At 56.2% G+C, this 17,362-nt stretch carries 17 protein-coding genes; 3 read left to right on the top strand and 14 right to left on the bottom strand.

Annotated elements, in window-relative coordinates; genetic code table 11:
- Positions 1 to 8 precede the first annotated feature (8 nt).
- Positions 9 to 1,592, top strand: coding sequence for a gamma-glutamyltransferase (locus ABCW43_RS22130; protein ID WP_345928441.1), 1,584 nt, complete (start codon positions 9 to 11; stop codon positions 1,590 to 1,592).
- On the opposite strand, the gene ABCW43_RS22125 is transcribed toward ABCW43_RS22130, so the two are convergent.
- The 14 genes from ABCW43_RS22125 to ABCW43_RS22060 form a co-directional block, all read right to left on the bottom strand.
- Positions 1,579 to 1,722, bottom strand: a complete 144-nt coding sequence (locus tag ABCW43_RS22125) for a GMC oxidoreductase (RefSeq protein WP_345928439.1) — start codon at positions 1,720 to 1,722, stop codon at positions 1,579 to 1,581. The two genes, ABCW43_RS22130 and ABCW43_RS22125, sit on opposite strands and share 14 nt — an antisense overlap.
- Positions 1,723 to 2,085: 363 nt before the next feature.
- Positions 2,086 to 2,877: an SDR family NAD(P)-dependent oxidoreductase gene (locus tag ABCW43_RS22120; protein WP_345928437.1), complete on the bottom strand. Its 792-nt coding sequence runs from the start codon at positions 2,875 to 2,877 to the stop codon at positions 2,086 to 2,088.
- 243 nt (positions 2,878 to 3,120) lie between these two features.
- Positions 3,121 to 3,930 carry a sugar phosphate isomerase/epimerase family protein gene (locus ABCW43_RS22115; protein WP_345928435.1) on the bottom strand — a complete coding sequence of 270 codons (810 nt, stop codon included), beginning with the start codon at positions 3,928 to 3,930 and terminating at the stop codon, positions 3,121 to 3,123.
- 100 nt (positions 3,931 to 4,030) lie between these two features.
- On the bottom strand, positions 4,031 to 4,852 hold the full coding sequence (locus ABCW43_RS22110; RefSeq protein ID WP_345928760.1) for a sugar phosphate isomerase/epimerase family protein: 822 nt from the start codon (positions 4,850 to 4,852) through the stop codon (positions 4,031 to 4,033).
- A gap of 36 nt (positions 4,853 to 4,888) precedes the next feature.
- A complete protein-coding gene (locus tag ABCW43_RS22105; RefSeq protein ID WP_345928433.1) occupies positions 4,889 to 5,656 on the bottom strand; it encodes a 2-keto-4-pentenoate hydratase in 768 nt (255 codons plus the stop codon).
- A 121-nt stretch (positions 5,657 to 5,777) separates the two neighbouring features.
- On the bottom strand, positions 5,778 to 6,710 hold the full coding sequence (locus tag ABCW43_RS22100; RefSeq protein ID WP_345928431.1) for a Dap2 family DHDPS-related protein: 933 nt from the start codon (positions 6,708 to 6,710) through the stop codon (positions 5,778 to 5,780).
- Positions 6,711 to 6,737: 27 nt separating this feature from the next.
- Positions 6,738 to 7,565 carry a shikimate dehydrogenase family protein gene (locus tag ABCW43_RS22095; protein WP_345928429.1) on the bottom strand — a complete coding sequence of 276 codons (828 nt, stop codon included), beginning with the start codon at positions 7,563 to 7,565 and terminating at the stop codon, positions 6,738 to 6,740.
- A 4-nt stretch (positions 7,566 to 7,569) separates the two neighbouring features.
- Positions 7,570 to 8,373, bottom strand: coding sequence for a sugar phosphate isomerase/epimerase family protein (locus ABCW43_RS22090; protein WP_345928427.1), 804 nt, complete (start codon positions 8,371 to 8,373; stop codon positions 7,570 to 7,572).
- Between the two features lie 148 nt (positions 8,374 to 8,521).
- The gene (locus ABCW43_RS22085) at positions 8,522 to 9,529 is read right to left on the bottom strand and encodes an aldo/keto reductase (protein WP_345928758.1); all 1,008 of its coding nucleotides are present in this window, start codon (positions 9,527 to 9,529) and stop codon (positions 8,522 to 8,524) included.
- A gap of 307 nt (positions 9,530 to 9,836) precedes the next feature.
- The gene (locus ABCW43_RS22080) at positions 9,837 to 11,135 is read right to left on the bottom strand and encodes an ABC transporter substrate-binding protein (protein ID WP_345928425.1); all 1,299 of its coding nucleotides are present in this window, start codon (positions 11,133 to 11,135) and stop codon (positions 9,837 to 9,839) included.
- Positions 11,136 to 11,185: 50 nt separating this feature from the next.
- Positions 11,186 to 12,031, bottom strand: coding sequence for a carbohydrate ABC transporter permease (locus ABCW43_RS22075; RefSeq protein ID WP_345928423.1), 846 nt, complete (start codon positions 12,029 to 12,031; stop codon positions 11,186 to 11,188).
- A 9-nt stretch (positions 12,032 to 12,040) separates the two neighbouring features.
- On the bottom strand, positions 12,041 to 12,982 hold the full coding sequence (locus ABCW43_RS22070; protein ID WP_345928421.1) for a carbohydrate ABC transporter permease: 942 nt from the start codon (positions 12,980 to 12,982) through the stop codon (positions 12,041 to 12,043).
- A 51-nt stretch (positions 12,983 to 13,033) separates the two neighbouring features.
- On the bottom strand, positions 13,034 to 14,086 hold the full coding sequence (locus ABCW43_RS22065; RefSeq protein ID WP_345928419.1) for an ABC transporter ATP-binding protein: 1,053 nt from the start codon (positions 14,084 to 14,086) through the stop codon (positions 13,034 to 13,036).
- A gap of 143 nt (positions 14,087 to 14,229) precedes the next feature.
- Positions 14,230 to 15,060 (bottom strand): IclR family transcriptional regulator, encoded by an 831-nt coding sequence (locus ABCW43_RS22060; RefSeq protein ID WP_046642483.1) that lies wholly within the window; start codon positions 15,058 to 15,060, stop codon positions 14,230 to 14,232.
- A gap of 174 nt (positions 15,061 to 15,234) precedes the next feature.
- On the opposite strand from ABCW43_RS22060, the gene ABCW43_RS22055 reads away from it, so the two are divergent.
- Both ABCW43_RS22055 and ABCW43_RS22050 read left to right on the top strand, forming a co-directional pair.
- Positions 15,235 to 16,239, top strand: a complete 1,005-nt coding sequence (locus ABCW43_RS22055) for a Gfo/Idh/MocA family protein (RefSeq protein WP_345928416.1) — start codon at positions 15,235 to 15,237, stop codon at positions 16,237 to 16,239.
- A 105-nt stretch (positions 16,240 to 16,344) separates the two neighbouring features.
- The gene (locus ABCW43_RS22050) at positions 16,345 to 17,277 is read left to right on the top strand and encodes an SMP-30/gluconolactonase/LRE family protein (protein ID WP_345928414.1); all 933 of its coding nucleotides are present in this window, start codon (positions 16,345 to 16,347) and stop codon (positions 17,275 to 17,277) included.
- Positions 17,278 to 17,362 lie beyond the last annotated feature (85 nt).

The raw sequence follows: 17,362 nt of genomic DNA, 5'->3' as shown, positions 1-17,362 counted from the left end.
ACCGCCCGATGAGCAATTTTTCAAAGACGCAGCGTGTCAGCAAGGATGTCGTCTGGACCAACGGCGGGCTGGTTGCCGCCCACCATCGGACCGCAGCTGAGGTCGGTGCAAAGATCTTGGCAGAGGGTGGCGATGCGATGGATGCGGCGATCGCCACCTCCTTCGCGCTCGGCGTGGTCGAGCCATGGATGAGCGGCCCGATGGGCGGCGGCATGATGACGCTCTGGCGTGCTGGCGAAAAGCGAGCCGAAACGATCGAGTTCGGCATGCGTGCGCCGGTCGGGCTCAAGCTTTCGGATTATCCGCTGGTCGAAAGCGGCGGCGTATCGGACCTTTTCACCTGGGCGCGCGTCAAGGATGACCGCAATATTTTTGGTCCTCATTCGATTGCCGTCCCCGGCCTTGTGGCCGGCATGGAGCTTGCCCACCAGCGCTATGCGACGCGGCCTTGGTCCGAGCTTCTGGCGCCGGCCGTGGCTTTGGCGGAAAAGGGCATGTTGGTCGACTGGTATGCTTCGCTGATGATTGCTTCGGTGACGCGTCAGCTGGCGAAGGACAAGGACGCGGCAAAGCTTTTCCTCATCGACGGACAATGGCCGAACATTGCCGGCTGGACCGATACCAAGGAAAGTCGGCTCGACCAGTCGGTGATGGCGGCCGCGTTGCGGCGTCTGGCGGAAGCCGGGCCGCGGGATTTCTACGAAGGTCAGCTGGCCGAGGCACTCGTCTCTGACATGCGCGACAAGGGCAATCCGCTGTCGCATGAGGACCTGAGGGCTTACCGCGCCCGTGTCAGCCCGACCCGCACCGTCTCCTACAGGGATGCAACGATCCATGCGCCTTCCGGTCTCAGCGCAGGCAGTGAACTGGTGACGACGCTGCGGCTGATGGAGGCTGAGCTCTCGGCCGGCAAAAGTCCTGATTCCGGCAGTTATGCCGCCATGGCCCGTGCCTTGCGAGCGGCCTATCAGGACCGGCTCGAAAATGCCGGCGACGAGAGCTGTGATGCGGAAGCGGCCCCCTGCACGACATCCTTTAGTGTTGTCGACAAGGCCGGCAACATGGTCAATGTCACACAGACGCTTCTGTCGAAATTCGGCAGCCGCGTCGTCTCGCCTTCGACTGGCATGCTGATGAACAACGGCATCATGTGGTTCGACCCGGAACCGGGCAAATCGAACTCGCTTGCGCCCGGAAAAGCCTGCCTGATGAATGTCTGCCCGACGATCGGCGAACACCGCGGCCGGATGTTTGCGATCGGCGCTGCCGGCGGACGAAAAATCCTGCCGGCGGTCACCAATCTCATCAGCTACATGGTCGATTTTGGCATGAGCTTGGAAGAGGCATTTCTTCATCCGCGGATTGATGTCAGCGGCCTCTCACAAATCATTGCCGACGAGGATCTCTCAGCGGAGATCCAGTCGGCTCTGGCCGAGATTGTGCCGACTGTCGCCGCCAAGCGCACCGTCCATCCTTATGCCTTCGCGGTGCCGGTTGGCGTGATGCGCAGCGAGGGCCGCAACTGCGGCGCCACCGAGATCATGGCGCCCTGGGGCGATACCAGCCTGGAGGAAAGCTTTATCGGCCGGTAAAGCCGGCGGAGAAGTTTTCGGCAATCGCCAGAACCGCCGCCTGGACGGGGCCGGATGTGATGCTCGGAATGACCGAGGCATCAACGACATAAAGATTGTCGAAGCCGCGGAATTTCAGCTTGGCCTCCACCGAGGCGGCGATGTGTTTTGCTGGCCAGTGCGGTCTTGCGAGGGAGGTGTCGCTTGGCAGTAAAATGGGTTCATCCTCAATTTCTGTGATTCAGCGGCAGCATTCTCGCCCTCATCAGTTCTGGCCCAGCGCGGCCGTACATTGCTCGCTTCAGCATCTTGAGGCGGTTGATCTGCCCTTCGGCTTGACCGTTGCTCCAAGGGAGTTCGATTGCATTTTTGGCGGCATCAATATCCCGGCGCAAAATGGACTATTGCCGTCAGTTCGGTGTCAATGGCATCGATCGCCAGAACCTTCAAAAGCTTTCGTCTTCCGGGGCCAAATGCTGGAGTGTATTCAAGCGTGCGGTCGCGACTTCGCTGACTACGAATTTGAGCTCGGGCGCCCAGGGATATGGCTTAAGATTGATTTTGAGAAGCCGCCGTCGACGCAGAGGTCTTGACCGGTGATGTAACTCGCAAGTGGGCTTATCAGGAACTCAATCGCATTAGCAATGTCTTTTGGATCGCCGATCCTGGAAAGTGGGATCAGATCCTCTCTCGCCCGCTTAATCGCTGGATCGGCATACATCTTTGCGGACATTGGAGTGTGCGTCATTCCCGGAGAGACGATGTTCGAACGAATGCCATCCGGCGCCCATTCCAAGGCAAGGGTCTTCGCAAGCATGGTTAGCGCTGCTTTGCTTGGACTATATGCACCTGATCCCGCATGAGGTACTTGTCCCGACATTGACGATGTGAAACACGCTGCGCCTCGACTCTGCTTCAGATGCGGATAGCAGTATTTCGCAAGGAGCCATGCCCCGCGAAGGTTGACCGCGAACATCTTGTCCCAATCTGCAACCGACAAATCACAGATATTTCCGGGACTTGCGATGCCAGCATTGGCAACAAGAGCGTCCAGACCACCAAACTCCGACACCGCAGCCTCTACGAGGTTCGGGGCCACATCGATGTTGCCCAGGTCGCCGGACAACGCAATAGCATCGCCTCCCAACGCGCGCACCGACCGCGCAACGTCCTCTTGCCCTTCGGAGGAACCAAGGCCACACACTGCGATCTGAGCACGCTCGCCTCTTGATGCAGCAGCTTCTGCGATACGTATACAAACCGCCGCGCCAATTCCGCGGCTTCCTCCACTCACTAAAACTTTCATGGACACTTCTCCCATTTCTATTGTGGAATTGTATGGAATTCATTTCCAAATCACAATGTAATTCTAAATGTATTCCAGATACGAAAATTGCTGAACTGTGCCTGTCCAGCAAGATGGCTTGTTGTGGCATCTAGGGCGTCAGGGCACTCACAAAAACTTGCGTTCGCCAAGGCATCGTGGGCGAAGCGCGCTCATTTGCCGACGCGGTATCTTCCACCGAGCGGAATTGCGATGCGGGGTTTATCAATCAACCCTCCAGCCCCTCTTTTTGAGCTCCTGAATCGCATTGTTAACTTCCAGCAGCGGCTCTTCTTCGCGAATAACCTCGAGGACGACGCTATCAATACTAAAAACTGAATCGACGGCTCGCCCGAGACCCTCAAAATCTATGATCCCCGTGCCGATAGGATCGTGGCCCCAGACGTCCGTACCTGTATCCGAGATATGCACGAGACCTATGTGAGAGTGATGCAACCGAAGACTCGCTACTGGATCCTCGCCAATGTAGGCCGCGTTTGCGACGTCATAGACGATGCCCAGATTTTCGCTTTTGATTTCCTCGACGAGACCGACGAGTTCCCCGATTGTCGGTCTGAAACAATAGGGGGTGTTCTCCATGAGCAGCCGCACGCCGGCTTGCTTTGCAACCGGTAGAAGCACGTCAAGACTCTCATATAGCCATCCAAGGGTTTGCGGGATGGTGGGAGAAATCATCGGACGACGCGTTCCTGGAGAGATTACAACGTCGGCTACCCCCCAATCGACCGCGAGTTGGATGACATCTTTAATGTGGTCAGTGCTTTTGCGCCTCATATTTGCGCCTGGGCTGGCCAGATTAATATCATATCCGCCAGCATTCAGCGACCTGACGCTCGCTCCGTGGTCCTGCAGTTGCTTTCTCGCATCCAAGCGCGAACTTGTCGACATTTCGTCCGGCCAGCAGTGTGGGGAACTCACGGGAACTTCAAATACTGTAAAGCCATGCCGGATAAGTTCAGACATCGCCTGTATCGCAGTGGATTTCCAAAGGTAGGAAAAAGTATTTATGATCATTGACGTCTCCTAGTCGCTTTCAGCGCGACATCTAGCTGCGTGATGCGGTTTTATCTGCAATCTAAGAGAGAAAGATCGCAGGCCAATGGACCGATCTCGATCATCTCGGTCGCCAGAATTTGTTCAGAAATGATGCGCTTTCCAGAATTGCTCTGTCCGGGTCAGCTGAAACGATCTCGAAAATCGAAGGTCCGCGATAATCGATGCTCTCCAGAACCTGAGCGATAGGTTCAAATGACACTGCGCCTCCTCCAGGTGGATCGTGACGAAACTCTTCTAGGGGCGTGTCTGCAACGTAGATGGCGGACAGATGCTTTTTTAATTTAGGAATCACGTCGATCGCCGGATCGCGCCCGAAGGCAGCATTCGCAATGTCGTATCCCAACCCGATGTTCGTCCAACCGTAACGATCGAAAAAGGACAGAAGGTCGGTCCCCTTATATAGCCACGACAGCGGATGGTTCTTAACTATGAGCTGGACCTGCAGATCGGCCGCGCGCGGCACAAGGATGTCGAGAGACGATTGAAAACATTCAGTGAGCTTCTCAGGACTCGCCGGGAAAACAGGGTTTGTCTTCCCAGGGTTGATGACTACTCCAGCGGCACCCCAGTCAGCCGCAAGTTCCAACGCAGCGGCAACAACACCGCAAGAGTAGTTGCGGCATTCGGGCGTCAGGGCTGCAAGATTAACGTCGAGATTTGGCTGATTGAGGGTTTCGATGCGAATGCTTCGTTCGTTTAGAAGACTTTCGACCGCCTTGCGCTCCGCGACTGTCGCGGTACTCGGCCAAAAATGCCCCGGGACAAGCATCATTTCGAAGCTAGAAAAGCCAAGACCAGAAAGATGGCGTAGGCAATCGAGAGCGGAGTAACGGGTCGTGTAAGAGTAGGTGTTCACAGTGTAGGAAGCGTTCAACTGCATCACTTCGGGCTCCTTTTTCGTCATCCGTAAAGAGGCCTACGACAGCGCAAAATCCAGCACATCGTTCTCGCCCAGTTGGACGGATAGGTCCCCCGGATTGGTAATTTCGAGTGCGCCACAGAGGCTTCCCGTCGTGATAATCGAGCCTGCTCTAAGCACTTCGTCAGGCCTGGATCGATTGTTCGCGTATCCGCAGAGCCAGGTAAGCGGATCCTTCGTCGGATGCTCTGCGGCAGCGTCGAAAACGACCTGCTCGTTGAGCCAAATCTTGAGGGGAAAACTCGAACCGGGCTGAAGAACTGATAGGGTTAGAGCCGGCCCTCTTACGTATCCAATATTTCCGAGGCGGTCTGCCAGAAAGGCCTGGAAGGAAATGCTGCCACCTTCCAAAATGCCGCTCCAAACCAACTCTGCACCAAGGTACACGTTTGAAACTGCGGCCTCGATGTCGACCCGCTCATAGGATGTGTCGGCCCGAACAGGAAGATCCTGGCAAAGCTCCACGGCAACTTCTATCTCCAGTTTTATGTTCCTTCGCCATGCGATAACCGCACCGGAAGGATTATCGAAGTATGGATGAAGCGGAGCGATAACAGGTTCGCCGTCGGGCGATTTGGCGACTTTCCAAGCCGGGATGTCTACTCCTTCGAGTTTCGACAACTGCCTCTGCACCTCTTTTGCGTCCTCAAGCGCTAAGGGCATTGACACGAGCTGACCCGTCGGAATCTGTCTTCCGTCAAGACGGAGGCTGCGAAGTTGATAAGCCAACGCAATTTGATCAGGTGTTGCTAAAGTAGGGATCATTTCTGCCTCTTGGACGGCTTCGCTTGAAAGATGACGGCGCGCTCCGCGGATGACCATTGTTCTTCAATGCGTGGCGCTCGTTCCCACCCATTGAAGAAGCAAACTCGACGGTGGCTAGTGGCTAGGAGACTTGCTTGATCCGCTCTCTGAACCTGTCGGTCCCTTGCCGAATATGGTCTAGCAGATCCATGACTGCCCAGTGCCGCTCGGCAATGTCATAATCTGTGACACGGGAATGAACGCTCTCAAACGTGCCAAGGCGCTTGTGCCAAACCTTGGCAAGACCGGGATAGCCCATCGGCTCGGCCATCGCTGCCAGCGCCAGGAAGTTTTCAAGTTCGCGGCGCAAATCGCTGTCTTCGGAAGCGTGCTTGTAAAGCCAGGCGTAGAGGTCTGGGTGGATGTTGGTGAAGACGCCAGAGAAGCCTTTCGAACCTGCGCGCATAGCGGCAGCGGCGATGGCCGCATTGGCGTTGACGATCGCAAAGCCGGAATCGCCAGAAAGCGCGACGCGCCGCTTGACCGTTTCGAGGTCGCAGGAGACATCCTTCAGCGTTACGAAGCGGCCGGTGTCGCGGCACAGCTTGAATTCGTCGTCGCTCAAGAGGCGGCGATAGGGAGCAGGGCATTCGTACAGACCGAGGGCCAGGTCGCTGGGGAGCCAACTCAAGATTCCATCGAGGGCGGAACGGAATGCTTCGGTTCCGGCATTCCCGGTGTCGAGCCGGTTGCTGACCAGGACAAGCGCGTCAATACCAGTCTCAGCCATCGCCACCAGTTCGGCGCGCTGGTCATCCCGGCTCTCGCTGATGTGTCCTGATGAGATGACCGGCACGCGCCCGGCCGCCAAGGAGACCACCTTCTTGGAAAGCTCAACTCGCTCCTCCAGCGACAACTTCTGCATCTCGCTCGACTGGCAGACGGCGAAGAGCGTATCCGCCCCGTTGTCGATGTACCATTCAACAAGTCGCTCGAGACCTTCCCAATCGATCCGGTTATCCGGCGTGAAAGGGGTAAGCATAACGGGAACGATCCCCTGGGCTTTGATCTTCATGATGTAATCTTTCGCTGGGTTTTTCGGTTAAAGCGCAGTTCCTGCCGGCAAGCCTGCGGCGAAACCTGCCATCAGGCGGATCTGCGCAAGCAGCATGTCATTTCCATCAGATAGGGTTGCGCCGGCTGCCTTAGCGGCGCGCAGTAGTTCCGTTTCGCCGCTCAAGCTGGCGATGTCTGCGATGACCATTTCAGGCCGTATGGCGGCGGCCGGCATAGGAAAGACGCTGTCACCCTTGACGCCGATCGGAGACGCATTGATGACGATATCGTAGTCCCAGCCTGCCGATCCATCGACTGCAACTGCGCATTCCTCGCCACGGAAGGAATTGACCATATTGGCGGTGAACGCGATGGATTCGGCCGAAAGGTCCATAAGATCGATCTTCCCTACGCCTTGTTCAGCTAGCGCAAAGGCGATCGCGCGGCCTGCTCCGCCTGCCCCGACAAGCAGCACACGGGCGCCGCGCAGTCGCGATTTCCCCCCTCCAAGTCCTTCAACGAAGCCCACACCATCAAAGAGCGCGCCATGCATCTGGCCGTCCTCGCCACGCTGGACGCAGTTGACGGCACCGACTGCCTTTGCCGTCGGCGTGAGGGTTGAACACCTCTTGGCAGCCGCCACCTTGTGAGGGATGGTCGTGCTGATACCGCAAAGGTTGGGAATCGCAGCAAAAATATCCCACGCCGCGGCGAAATGTTCGGCGGTTATCAGAAACGGCACCGCGTAGATGTTAACTTCGGCGGCGGCAAAGATCGGGTTGATCAGGCGCGGCGTCTGGACCTGGTGGATTGGATCGCCAAACACAGCGTAGATACGTGAGTTGCCATCAAGGTTGGGAATATTCACGCGCATAAGTTCATTCCTTGCTGAACAGGCTGCGACAGCGATCGATCGCGATGTCCATCACCTCCGCTGGGTCGCGAGACCACCAGTCGGTGGAGAAAATCTCTACCTCGACCGCTCCATGGTAGCCGGCATCTTGCATCATCGAGTAGATGCCGCGCAGGTCTATGATCCCGTCTCCCATCATACCTCGATCGGTCAGGAGATGCCGCGTAGGGATCAGCCAGTCGTTGACATGAAATCCAAACAGCCGGCCGGCGTCGCCCGCCCGTTCGATTTCGGCTGCCAGTCGCTCGTCCCACCAGCAATGATAAACATCGACGACCACACCGATGCCCGGTCCTAATGCTTCGCAGAGGGAATTTGCATGGGAAAGGCTGGAGATCACGGTGCGATCGCCGGTAAGCATTGGATGAAGTGGCTCAATCGCCAGCTTCACTCCGATCTTGCGTGCGCGCTCAAGGACTTTGCCAACCAGATCCTCGATCCGCCGTCTTGCTGAACCCAGATCCTTTTCATTATCTCGCAAGCCTCCTGTAAACAGGAAAACATGATCAGCCCCAAATCTTGCTGCGCGCTCAAGCTCCGCCCCAGCCCGGTCAAGGCAATCGGCTGCCAACGGTCCAACGCGATTATAGCCTGAGACCGCCATCCCGAAATCTTGCAAAACAGAGAGAGCGTCTTTTTCGCCGACCTTGGCAATCTCGTCTCCCCAAATGGAGACGGTCTGAAGTCCTCGCTCCGAGCAGAGGCGAAGAAACGTCAACATATCTGCTTTCTCTCGCACAGTGGCGTGGTTGAAGACAATGTTTGTCATCGGCCCTCTTCGTGTTTGAATTTCAGTGGTCCTCGGACATTCGACAGGTCGCCGCCACAGCCTTGGTATCCGGACGGGTCGCTCGGTTGGGCCGAAAAACGATGGGCTTTTTGCCTGACAGCAAAAGCGCGATCGCAGTCGGCTTTTGCTAGTCCACCTTCCTCACGTAACGCCGAACCTCCTTCGCGAGCCATGGAGAGACATAGCCACGGTCAGCTTCCTCAATGAGCGCTCCCGGCGGCACAAGTTCGTCAATCTGGTCAAGCGTCGATGCGTGAAGAACGGTCTCAAACCCGGCTTCCATGGCCTTGAACTGCTCGAGCGTACGAGGCCCGAGGATCACAGACGTCACCGCGGCATGCGCTAGGGGAAACGCCTGAGCCATGTGCATGAGGGACAAGCCGGCCTCAGTTGCGACGCGTTCAAGTTCTGGAAGCAGTTCCAGTTTACGCCTGTTGCCCTCGCGCTGCATGTCGAAGCGGGTTTGCAGGATAGGATAGTGTTGTCCCCACTGCCCTTTGACGCGCTCGGCCCGGGAACCAGACGGCGTGGAGCCATCGGCTTTGTATTTGCCGGTTAACCAGCCGCCGTTCAGGGGGCTCCAGGCGGTAAATCCCATACGATAGTGTTGAACTGCGGGAAGGGTTTCTCTCTCTACGGCGCGTTGAAAGATCGAGTAGGGCGAGCTCTCATTGATGAACCGTGCCGTCTTATTCAATCGGCTAACCGATTGCGTCTCAGCAAGGTACCAGCTCGGCAGTGTCGAGGAGCCGATGTAGCGAACTTTGCCTTGGGTTACCAGGTCGCTAAGGGCGCCCAGTGTCTCATCGAGATCAGTTTGAAGGTCGGGCCGATGCATTTGGTAAAGATCAATATGATCGGTATTCAGCCGGCGCAGGCTATTTTCGACCTGCTTCATAATCCAGTAGCGTGATCCGCCCTGTTCGTTGCGTCCTTCACCGGCCGCCAGACGAAACTTGGTTGCGAGCACCACCTTGTCCCGACGGCCTGCAATCGCTTTGCCGACGATCTCTTCGGCCTCTCCATGGGAATAGGTGTCCGCAGTGTCGATGAAGTTGATGCCGCGGTCCAAAGCATGGTGCACGATGTCCATGCACTCTTTTTCGTCAGTATTCCCATCTGATCCGTAGCTCATGGTCCCCAGCATGTATTCGCTGACCTGAACTCCCGTCCTCCCAAGGTAACGATACCTCATAGCCGATGCCTCTCTGCGGGTTTGAAAGCGGCTCGGTTCGGATGGTGTTCACGCACGATCTGCGATCGCCGGGCACACCGATGCCGTCGGCTTATTTCAGCCGGCGAAAAGCCTGAACACGGGCCGTCGAAACCACTAATCTTCGCGTCGACGATCGGCGACGCGCGTTGATGGTAATGTCTTGGCGGGCGCTGGATGGAGGAGACTATTCACCCCCATCCAGCATTTTCATCTGCAGTTAGGTCAATTACTGCGCCTTCGCGAGTGCCGCGCCATACCGTTCGGTCAGCTCATCGTAGGCATCTGCCGGCGATCCGTCTTTCAGGATCATTCTTTGGAAAGCTTCGCCCAAGATGGTATGATACGTGGAGAGGATGGGGGTGTAGGTCACAGTTTGGCCGCGCTGGGCTACCAGGTCAGCCCACTTCTTCTGATCCGTACCGGCATCGCTCTGGAAATATGGCGCAGTGTACGCTGATTTACGCGATACAACTTCGCCGCCCTCGGCTGCGAAAGCTTGTGCCTCGGGTGACACCATGAACTTCACGAAGGTCCAAGCGGCACCCTGATTGACGGTCTTCTTGTTGATCGCAATGTTGTAGCTGTAGACCGTCTGTTTGTCATTTGCTGTATATCCTGGCGCCGGCGCCCAGGCCAAATCATCACCGCCACCTTGCTGCTTCACTGTCTTATAACGATACAGGCCGAAAACGGCCGACGCCGCACTGCCTGACCGGATCGCGTCGTGCAACTCGTTGAACCCCATCTGCGCGCTACGCAGCGGCGTCACCTTGCATGTCGTATAAAAATTTTTGATCGTTTGCGCCGCTTTGATGAACGACTCTTTTGAGAAAGCAATCTTACCATCAGGGGTGAAGTATTCACCGCCGTTTCCAGGCAGCATTGTACTCAGGAAGAATTCGCCCAGGCTCTGGGCGCCACCAAGGCCGCCTGTGGCTCCCAGCGGAACGGCGAACGGAATCGTGTCGGATTCGCCGAATTTGGCACCTAGTGCACACACTTCATCCCAGGTCGTCGGCGGCTTCACCCCGGCCTTCTCCAGCATGCTCTTGCGGTAGAAGAGGATCGGAATGCGAAAATCCTGGGGGAGAGCATAAAGCTTTCCGGCGACTTTCGTGCTGGACAGCGGCAAGAGCCAATCCTCATCCGGGATGCCGTCCTTCTTCACCAAGTCATCGAGCTGGAGAAGATTTCCAGTTGCAGCAAATTCGGGAACAGCAAAGCCGACCACGCGGATCACGTCCGGTGTCTGGCTGCCGGACTTGATAGCACGAGCTGCTGTTGCCCCCGTCGGATCGACAAGGAGCTCGACCTTGATGTCAGGGTTCTTCGCCTGAAAAGCGTCGATCATCTTGGTCTGAGCAGCAGACCGGGGATCCTTCGAATTGTTCGGATCCAAGAACGTCTGGTAGATGATCTTTGTGCTCTGAGCAAAGGCTTGCGGAGCAAGGAAAGCGAAGATGGCGGTACTAATGCCCAGTGCCGCGACCGATTTGATGAGTTTCCGTTTTGATGTGGTTTGCATGCGTCTTCCTCCCAGGTTGAACAAGGTGTGTGGATGTTTTGTGTCCGTCATCAGCCTTTGACAGCGCCTGCCGTAAGGCCGGAGATGAACCACTTCTGAACGAAGCCGAACATGAAGATAACGGGCGATGATGCGACCATGACAAAGGCCATCATGTAGGACCAGGAAATCCCGACAGCGTCGAAAACCTGATTAACGAGGGCGACCTGGAGGGTCCGTTTTGCAACCTCGGGCGCAAAAACTGCGACGGTAATGTAATCATTCCAGGTCGTTACAATGCCGATCGTCGCGACAGCCGCTATACCGGGACGTATCAGCGGCAAGATCAGGCTCCAGATGATCTGGAAGCGGGAAGCGCCGTCGATCATGGCCGAGTCCTCGATTTCGATTGGAACAGCCTCGACGAAGTTTGCGATGAACCAGACGGTCTGCGGGATGATCCTTGCCGAAAGGATAATCGTCACAACGACACCGCTGTTGAGCAAACCGACCGTTTCCAGCAGGTAATAGGTGGGAACCAGCAACGCGACTCCTGGCACCATTGAGGTCGCAAGAACCGTCAGCATCAACGCACGCTTGCCTTTGAAGGAAAAGCGTGCGGCGGCGTAGCCCCCGGGAATTCCGACGAGGAGAGCGATGATCACGGCACCGACGGAGTAAGCGACGGAGTTCCAGAGATCGGTCAAGAAAGCCGCGTCCTGCAGGACCTTGGTGTAGTTCTCCAGAGTTGGTGAAACTGGCCATAAGGTCGGAGGAACAACAACCGCTTCAACTTCTGTCTTGAAAGACGTTGCAAAGGCCCAAAGAATCGGCCCGAGAACGATAATCCCGATAATGAAGGATCCCAGGACGGCGGGTATTTGTCCGCCTGTGCGGTTCGAAAGAGCGCTACTCATGTTAGAATCCTATCCCGTCACGCGGCCGGTTAGCCGGGTGTAAAGAGCACCAAGGGCGACATTGATAATGAGGACGACGATCGAGACGACAGCAGTCGGCCCAATGTTGACCGCCTGAACGGTCCCACGGAAGGCTTCGAAACTGAGCGTTGTCGTTGATCCCAGTGGTCCTCCCCCTGTCATAACAATGATCAGTGTCATCAAGGTCAGGTACATGATGGAAAGCGTCAGCGCCGTGCTGCCCAAGGTGGGAAGAATTTCAGTGAGTGTCACGTAACGGAACTTCACAAACGCGCCACCTCCATCGATCTCTACCGCTTCGTAGAGTTCTTTCGGAATGGACTGCATGGCTGCCGTCGCCATTACCATGACATATGGGAACGACCACCAGGCTGTGACGATGATGATGAGGGGCAAGGCCATTCCTGGGTCCCCCAACATCAATCCTGGATCGATACCCAGTTTTTGAATCACATAGGGTATGGGCCCAAACGAGGGGTTGAGGAGCCAGAGCCAGATGCTGCCAACGACAGACATGGATAGCGTCCAGGGAAAAAGGATGAAGACGCGTAGAGCAGAACCTGTAACGCCCGCCCGGTTCAAAACCAGCGCTGAGGCCATTCCAAGGATTATGGCACCGGCCAGAGATCCGGCAACGTAGGTCAAGGAAATTATGGTCGTGTCCCAGAACTCGGATGAGCTTAGAACTTCGACGTAATTGGCGAGACCGGCAAAGCCAACGAGATCGTAGTATTTCGTTTTCTGAAAGCTCAACCAGATCACGAAGATCGTCGGATAGAGCGTAACAAGAAACAGGATCAAGATAGCGGGGGTAAACCACAGAAAGGGAGCCCAACTAAAGCGGTTTGCGCCGTCAGGGGCCTCCACGACGTCGCTTGCAAGGTTGGTCCCGCTTTGATCAGTGCTGAGTTGTAACGGAGGTATCGACATTCGATTGCTAATCCCGTGTGGCGCCTCAGGCAGAGTGGGGTTGTCGCGTGTTCAGGACAGGCGACGGCCAGTGCTCTCGCTGAAGAGATGAACGCGTGAAAGATCAGGGGCTACGGTGATGGTCTCGCCGACCTTCGGCAGAACTCGATCACGGAAGATGCAGACTATGGTCTGAGAGCCATGCCGGGCGATGATCTGGGTTTCAGACCCTGTGGGTTCGACGACCGTAACGGTTATCGGCATTCCTTCGTCACTTAGAGTTAGATGCTCAGGGCGAACGCCGTAAATCACCTTCTCCGATGTATCGGCAATACGCGCGGGCATTGGAAGAGTGTGGCCGTCCTCAAGAACGAACCGACCCTGCTCGACTTTGCCCTTAAGGAAGTTCATCGACGGCGATCCGATGAAACCGGCGACGAATATATTGGCGGGGTAATCATAAAGCTCAAGCGGCGCACCGATTTGCTCAACATAACCGTCGTGCATGACGACGATCTTGTCGGCCATAGTCATCGCCTCGACCTGGTCATGGGTGACGTAAACGGTCGTGGTTTTGAGCCGTTGATGCAGTTCCTTGATCTCAGCGCGCATTTGCACGCGCAACTTTGCATCAAGGTTCGAGAGCGGCTCGTCGAACAGGAATACCTGCGGATCGCGAACAATTGCGCGGCCCATCGCCACGCGCTGACGCTGCCCGCCCGAAAGTTCGCGAGGGTATCGATCAAGGAGTTTGGTGAGGCTGAGGATCTCAGCTGCTCGTTGAACGCGCGTCGCCCGCTCCTCGCGGGGCGCCTTTTTCAGCTTCAAGGAGAAGCCCATGTTTTCCGCAACGGTCATATGCGGGTAAAGGGCGTAATTCTGGAAGACCATAGCAATGTCTCTGGCCTTGGGAGGAACATCGTTGACGGTACGTCCGCCAATCTGGATCTCGCCACCTGAGATGTTTTCCAGGCCTGCAATCATCCTCAACAGAGTTGACTTTCCGCAGCCCGAGGGCCCGACCAGAGTTACAAACTCTCCTTCATTGATGTCGACAGACACGCCATGAAGCACGGGGACGGCGCCGTAAGCTTTGCGAACGGACTTGAGCTCAACACTAGCCAACTGTTTCCTCCTACCGGCCACCGAAGTGGCCACTCCCTTAAGGCGATCTCCACAATCGCTATTGGAACGTTATTCCATTAAGAAACGCGGGTGTCAACAGACGTGAGTGCTGCGTAGAGCGCTCTGAAAACTAAAAAGGCTTCTTATATAATGTTTCCAACGACTTGCGAATTTCTCGGCGCGTTGGTTTGCGGGCTAGGGGAGGCGATCCGATACGGCCAAAGTTGCGAAAGTTCATCGGCAGTGGCCTTCACCTGTTCCGCTAACTGCGGAAGTACGAGCGGAGAGAAGTGGTGGATTGGTCCCGCAATGCTCACCGTTCCAACAACCTGGCCTCCAACGCGAATGGCAGCTGCAACAGCGGCGACGCCAGGTTCAGCTTCCTCGATCGCCGTGGCCCATCCCCGTTCTTCAGTCTCATCCAAAGCGGCAGAAAATGTCTGCTTAGACGTGATAACACGCGGACCGCCTATGTCTGTCCGTCCCAGTCCACTGGCAACGGCTCTGGCGAGCGCCTCCTCCCGATCCAACGTGGCAAGCCACGCTTTTCCGTTCGCGGTCGTGTGCAACGGGACTTTTGCGACCAATTCTGGCTGGTAAATGAGGCCGGATCGCATGCCTTGCGAATGGGAAATCCACGTCAAACCATCGGGGTCGAGGATCGCGATCCTGCCCAACCCCTTCGTATTGCTGGCCAACCGGTCAAGGATCGGTTGGCAAATATCGGGGATTCGTGTGCCGGCCAGCAGGCGCTGGCCCATCACCGCGAGGCGCAACGAAAGCCGGTAGAAGCCGTTTTCGGGATCCTGTTCGGCCCAACCCAGGTCACACAGACTGTTGAGCAGCCGATGCGCTGCGCTCTTTGGGACGTCCAGTCGGCGGCTGATTTCGCCAAGTGACAGTCCAGTGGCGTTCTCACTCAACAACGTGATGACGTCGAAACAACGGTCTAGAAGGGATTTGACAAGGCGCATGGTACCACGATATTCGGTTTGTCGGAACGCTATTCCAATAGCATTGCGAGAGGCGTTTCACAAGGAGCCGCCTGGGCGGCGGTCCGCGGATCGTCGGATTCCATCCGGCCACCGCACTTGTTCTGTTTAATCACGGCCCCTTACCTTGATAAACCCGCAATAAACGGAGTCGAGATGAAGATCGCAATATTCGACGTCAGCCACTGGCACTTTCCGCTTTACATCGCTGCGCTGAAGGATCCGGGTATCGAGGTAATCGGCATATCGGACAGCGCTTCATTCGCCGGGCCTCGTTTTTCCGATCTGCTCAATTGCAAGCTCTATGGTTCCAATGACGAACTAATGGGCCAGGACTTCGACTTCGCGCTCGTATTTAGCCGTCATTCCGACATGGCCAAACTCGCAGAGAGTCTGATCGTCAAAGGCAAGCCATTCCTTATAGAGAAGCCATGCGGAGTAAATCTCGAGGAAGTTCGTCGTATTCGCAAACTTTCGGAGAAGCATGGCGTCTATGTGAGCGTGCCTCTCATTATGCGCGTGAGCGACCTGGGCGATCGTCTCTCTCCGGCTGCAGGATTGGCGCCGGAAGGGTTCCAGCATCTTTCCTTCAGGTTTATCGTGGGGTCGGTGGCTCGTTATGAGCGAAACGGGTGCGGTTGGATGCTTGACAAGGCGCTCGCGGGAGGTGGGTCGATGCTGAATGTTGGAGTGCACTTCATCGACATGATCTCAAATCTTACACAATCCCCGATCACTCAGGTCTCGGGCCAGGTCCAGATCTATCGACCTGACGTAACAGTCGACGAACAGGCTGTGTTCACCTGCCGCACCGGTTCAGGTCAGATCGGTGTAATCGAGACTGGCTATCTGTATCCCTCCACGGCGGAGGATCAGCGAGACTTTTCGTTCTCGATCTCGCATCGTCAATCTTACATTCGCGGTTACGCGGACCAGTTCTATGCAAAGTCGCGTGAAAACGAGAGGGCTAGCTCGACGACAATCGAATATAATACGGACGAGTATTACCCTGTTTTCCTTCGCCGCAGCTGGGCTGATCTCGCAAATAATCGTCCTCCAGTTGCCGGCTTGCTCGAAGCTGAGCGAGCTCTGGCCGTCATTGAGGCAGGTTATCGTTCGGCGGCAAACCAGGGCATGCCCGAGCACGTGGAGACCAGCTAGTTCGCCACGGAAATCAATCCCAACTGGCGCTCTAATGTATAGAGCTCGCCGGATCCTCGCACTAAATCGCTATGCCGACCTCTCCTTTCAGGGCTTGCCCATTCTATGACGAAACCTGACATCGAGATCATTGCTAAGGGACTTCAGTTTCCGGAAGGACCCGTCGAACTCCCCGACGGCTCGATCGCGGTCGTTGAGATCGGTCGCGGCAGGATCGTGAGGATCAGGGAAGGCGGAAAACAGGACGTACTGGCGGTCACCAACGGCGGTCCTAACGGGATGGCTTTAGGGCCGGATGGAGCGCTGTACGTATGCAACAATGGAGGGTTCTCCTGGGAACAGGAGGGTGATTGGTTGCGACCCGTTGGTCTGGCTCCAGATTACTGCGGTGGATTGGTCCAAAGGGTCGATATCGCTACGGGTGAGGTCACGACCTTGTATGACCAGTGCGACGGCCGAGCACTTAGCGGACCTAACGACATCGTTTTCGATAATCAGGGCGGCTTCTATTTCACCGATACGGGCAGGGTCCGGGAGTTCCACCGGGACCATGGGGCTGTCTATTACGGAAAAGCCGATGGCAGTTCGATAAAAAGGGTGGTGTTCCCACTTCTCGCACCAAACGGAATTGGCTTGTCACCCGATCTTTCGACGCTTTACGTCGCCGAAATGGAAACAGCACGGCTGTGGAGCTACGCCATCGCTGGGCCGGGGGTAGTCCATAAAAGACCTTTTCCGAGCCAGAGCGGCGGCGTGCTCGTTATCGGACTTGGCGGCTTCCAACGCCTGGATAGCCTGAAGATTGCGGCTTCCGGTAATATCTGTATCTCGACCTTGGTGACCGGATGCATAACGGTGATTTCTCCACAAGGCGAACTGCTTGACCAGGTTTGGATGCCGGAAATCTATCCGACAAACCTCGGGTTTGCGGGCCAAGATTTGCGCGACGCCGTCGTGACGCTATCGCTGACAGGTATGGTTGGCAGACTTCGATGGCCGGAGAAAGGTCTGAGACTGCAAAATCAGGGAACTGGATGACCTTGGCACCCCTCGGCAGAGGCCTCGTTTGCAAGAACGGCAGCTTTTTCATGGCCAATGCATTGACGATGGCCCTCCTGACAGG

Source organism: Neorhizobium tunisiense (genome assembly GCF_039631515.1).
Classification (GTDB): Bacteria; Pseudomonadota; Alphaproteobacteria; order Rhizobiales; family Rhizobiaceae; genus Neorhizobium.
The sequence above is the reverse complement of the archived record's forward strand: the minus strand, read 5'-3'. Positions and strand labels throughout refer to the sequence as shown.